Source organism: Bacteroidota bacterium (assembly GCA_016213405.1).
Taxonomy (GTDB): Bacteria; Bacteroidota; Bacteroidia; order Palsa-948; family Palsa-948; genus Palsa-948.
Genome location: JACRAM010000018.1, coordinates 1 through 3,824 on the forward strand (window position 1 = coordinate 1; position 3,824 = coordinate 3,824).

3 protein-coding genes are annotated in these 3,824 nt (G+C 37.1%); all 3 read left to right on the forward strand.

Annotation, left to right across the window (positions count from 1 at the left end; all coding sequences use genetic code 11):
- On the forward strand, positions 1 to 579 hold a 579-nt coding region (locus HY841_02480; protein ID MBI4929601.1), incomplete at its 5' end, for an adenylate/guanylate cyclase domain-containing protein.
- 6 nt (positions 580 to 585) lie between these two features.
- Complete coding sequence (locus HY841_02485; GenBank protein MBI4929602.1) at positions 586 to 2,340, forward strand: tetratricopeptide repeat protein; 1,755 nt, start codon at positions 586 to 588, stop codon at positions 2,338 to 2,340.
- On the forward strand, positions 2,337 to 3,824 hold a 1,488-nt coding region (locus HY841_02490; GenBank protein ID MBI4929603.1), incomplete at its 3' end, for a tetratricopeptide repeat protein. The genes HY841_02485 and HY841_02490, both read left to right, overlap by 4 nt.

Consider the following 3,824-nt stretch of genomic DNA (forward strand, 5'->3'; position numbering starts at 1 on the left):
AAATTATCGGCTGAAGAATTAGTAAGCGAACTGGATTTTCTTTTCAAAAAGTTTGATGAGATTATTTCTAAATACAACATAGAAAAAATAAAAACTATCGGAGATGCTTATATGTGTGCCAGCGGGCTTCCCACACCAAACTCAAATCATGCAGAGTACATTGTTAAAGCAGCGTTGGAGATACAGGAATGGATGCAAAGCCCCACCCCAACCCTCCCCGTTAGGGAGGGAGAAAGTAATACAAGTCCTCCCCAATGGGGAGGATTTAGGAGGGGCTTGGAGGATTTAGGTGGGGCTTGGCAGTTACGCATCGGCATCCACACCGGTCCCGTCACCGCAGGAGTTGTTGGTGATAAAAAATTCGCTTACGACATTTGGGGGGATACGGTAAATACTGCCTCAAGAATGGAAAGTAGCGGAGAAGCAGGAAAGATAAATATCTCAGGAGTCACTTATACTCAACTAAACTCCCTCTCCTTTTGGGAGAGGACTGGGGTGAGGGCAGACTTTCGCGGAAAAATCCCTGCAAAGAATAAAGGAGAAATTGAAATGTATTTCGTTGAGAAATCTATTTTATAAAATAGGATGAGAAAATATTGTTTTGTATTTATTTTTCTTTACCCTTTAATTGCTTTTACACAGCAGTCAAAAATTGATTCACTTCAAAATCTCTTGATATCAGATAAAGAAGATTCAAACAAGGTCAATCACCTGAATCTGATTTCCGTCTGCTATTGGTACACTAGTCCCGATACCGCTTTTCATCTTTCTGAAAACGCACTTGCTCTTTCTGAAAAAATTGGATTTGAGAAAGGAGTGCCTGCTTCGCTGAACAATATGGGTGTGGTCAACTATCTTCAAGGTAATTTTAAAGAGGCAATGAACTATTTTCTCAAAACAATCAATGCCTACGAAAGAGCAAAAAATAAAACCGGTATTGCCGCAACGTATAACAACATAGGACTTGTACAATACGAACAGCATAATTATGCAAAGGCAATAGAGTACTATACGGTTGGTTTGAAAGTGTATGAAGAGTTGAATGACAAAACAAAAATCGGTGGCGTTTATAACAACATTGCTTCGTCTTATTATTATCTGAATGACTTTAAAAAATCAATTGAGTATCAGGAAAAATCTCTTGACATGGCTAAACAGATGGGAAACAAAAAAGCAGTAGCGACTTCTTTGGGCAACATCGGAATTATATACGATGAACTTTCTGATTTCAATAAAGCAGTTGATTATTATTCGAAAGCGCTGAATATTTTGAAGGAGCTGCAAGATAAAAATGGATTAGCGGCTACCTATGGGAATATCGGAGTCACCTATTCTAAGTTAGGCGAATATCAAAAAGCGATTGATTGCATATACAAAGGGTTGCTAATCGCAGAAGAAATAGATTCAAAAGACATCATGCAAAACAATTGTGAGGCGATGGCAGAAACTTACGCCAGCATGAAAAACTTTAAAGACGCGTATGAATACCACAAAAAATATTCTGACATAAAAGATTCATTGCTTAATGAAGAAAGCACCCGGCAAATCACAGAAATGCAAACCAAATATGAAACCGAAAAGAAAGAGCAGCAAATTACTTTATTGAACAAAGAAGGAGAATTGCAGAAGTCAGAAGTCAGAAAACAGAAGATAATTATTTGGTCAGTCGTCAGCGGATTGCTGATAGTGGTATTGCTTTCTCTGTTCATTATAAAAGAAAGAAGAAAGAGCGAAAAACTCTTACTGAACATTCTTCCTGCAGAAACAGCACGGGAACTCAAAGCGAAAGGAAAAGCTTCAGCAAAGCATTATGAAAGCGTAACCGTCATGTTCACCGACTTTAAAGGATTCACAACCATTGCGGAGAAATTATCTGCAGAAGAATTAGTTTCTGAACTGGATTTTCTTTTCAGAAAGTTTGATGAGATTATTTCCAAGTATCCGATAGAAAAAATCAAAACAATTGGTGATGCTTACATGTGCGCAGGAGGATTGCCTGCAGCCAATACCACACATGGAGAGGATGTAGTGAGTGCAGCAATAGAAATTCAAAGCTGGATGACTGCTCAAAACAATAAGTGGAATCTGAGAATAGGAATTCACACAGGCGCTGTTACCGCAGGAGTAGTTGGCGATAAAAAATTTGCTTATGATATCTGGGGTGATACAGTAAATATTGCCTCACGAATGGAATCATCTGGCGAACCAAACAAAATAAATATTTCAGGAAACACATATCAATTTGTAAAAGATAAATTTACCTGCCAATTTAGAGGAAAAATTTCTGCAAAGAATAAAGGAGAAATTGAAATGTATTTTCTCGAAAAACACAATTCATGAAACGACATTTCCTTTTTTTGATTATTATTTCAATCTCATGTTTTGCCCGGCAGAGTAAGGTTGATTCCCTCTTAATCCTCTTGCAAAAAGAAAAAGAGGATACCGCCAAAATTAACTGCCTGAACGATCTGAGTCGGGAATTACTAAACAAAGGAGATTATGATCCAGCCATGAAATATGCCAACGATGCATTGACAATCTGCGACAGACTTCTTTCCATTAACCGTCCTGAGTATTCGGGATCAATCCTTAATCTTAAAAGAGCCACTGCTTACAATAACATTGGAATTATTTATAAGAACCAGTCCAATTTTGACAAAGCATTGGAAAATTATTTCACAGCTTTGAAAATAAGAGAAGAAGTCGGGGATAAACAAGGCATTGCCTACTCCTACAACAACATCGGAATTATTTTTTACGAACAAAACAACTATGCCAAAGCATTGGAAAATTATTTTGCTTCGCTGAAAATCAGAGAAGAAATCGGAGACAAAAAAGGTATCGCTGCTTCCTATAATAATATCGGAAATATTTATGCGGAACAGGCAAGCTTAGCCAGTTCCGATAGCGCAACGTATCAGGAACAACTTTACGGCAAAGCCCTGAAAAATTATTTTGCTTCATTGAAAATAAAAGAAGAAATAGGTGACAAAAATGGCATGGCTTATTCTTACAACAACATCGGAAGTATTTATTACGAGCAGGCAGAACTTGAACGAAATTCGGAAAAGAAGGAGCAACTCCATGCCAAAGCATTGGAAAATTATTTCACGTCCATGAGAATAAGAGAAGCAATAGGGGATAAAAATGGCATTGCCGCTTGTTATATTAATATCGGAACTTTTTATACTTCGCTAAAGCAATTCAGCAATGCAAACGAATATTTGAATAAAGGATTGTGCTTGTCTCGGGAAATTGGAAGTAAAAATTATATAAAAGAAAGTTACAGAGGATTGTCGGATTTATACAGCGCACAAGGTAACTGGAAAGAGGCATACCAAAACCACAAGTTATTTTCTGAAGTGAAGGACAGTATTTTAAACGAGGAGTCCTCCAAACAGATAGCCGAAATGCAAACCAAATACGAAACCGAAAAGAAAGAACAGCAGATTACACTTCTGAACAAAGACAAAGAATTACAGGATGCTCAGTTAAACAGGCAGAAAATAATAATCTGGTCAGTTGCTGGAGGATTGTTGGTTGTGCTGATACTTTCAGTTTTTATTTTTCGTGAAAGAAGAAAATCAGAAAAGCTTTTGTTGAATATTTTACCTGCAGAAACAGCACGGGAACTCAAAGCGAAAGGAAAAGCTTCAGCAAAGCATTATGAAAGCGTAACAGTGATGTTCACCGACTTTAAAGGATTCACAACAATTGCGGAGAAATTATCGGCTGAAGAATTAGTAAGCGAACTGGATTTTCTTTTCAAAAAGTTTGATGAGATTATTTCTAAATACAACATAGAAAAAATAAAAACTATCGGA

Excerpts from the sequence above, each read along its gene's own strand:
- HY841_02485 (MBI4929602.1), top strand. The coding sequence starts at position 586 with ATGAGAAAATATTGTTTTGTATTTATTTTTCTTTACCCTTTAATTGCT.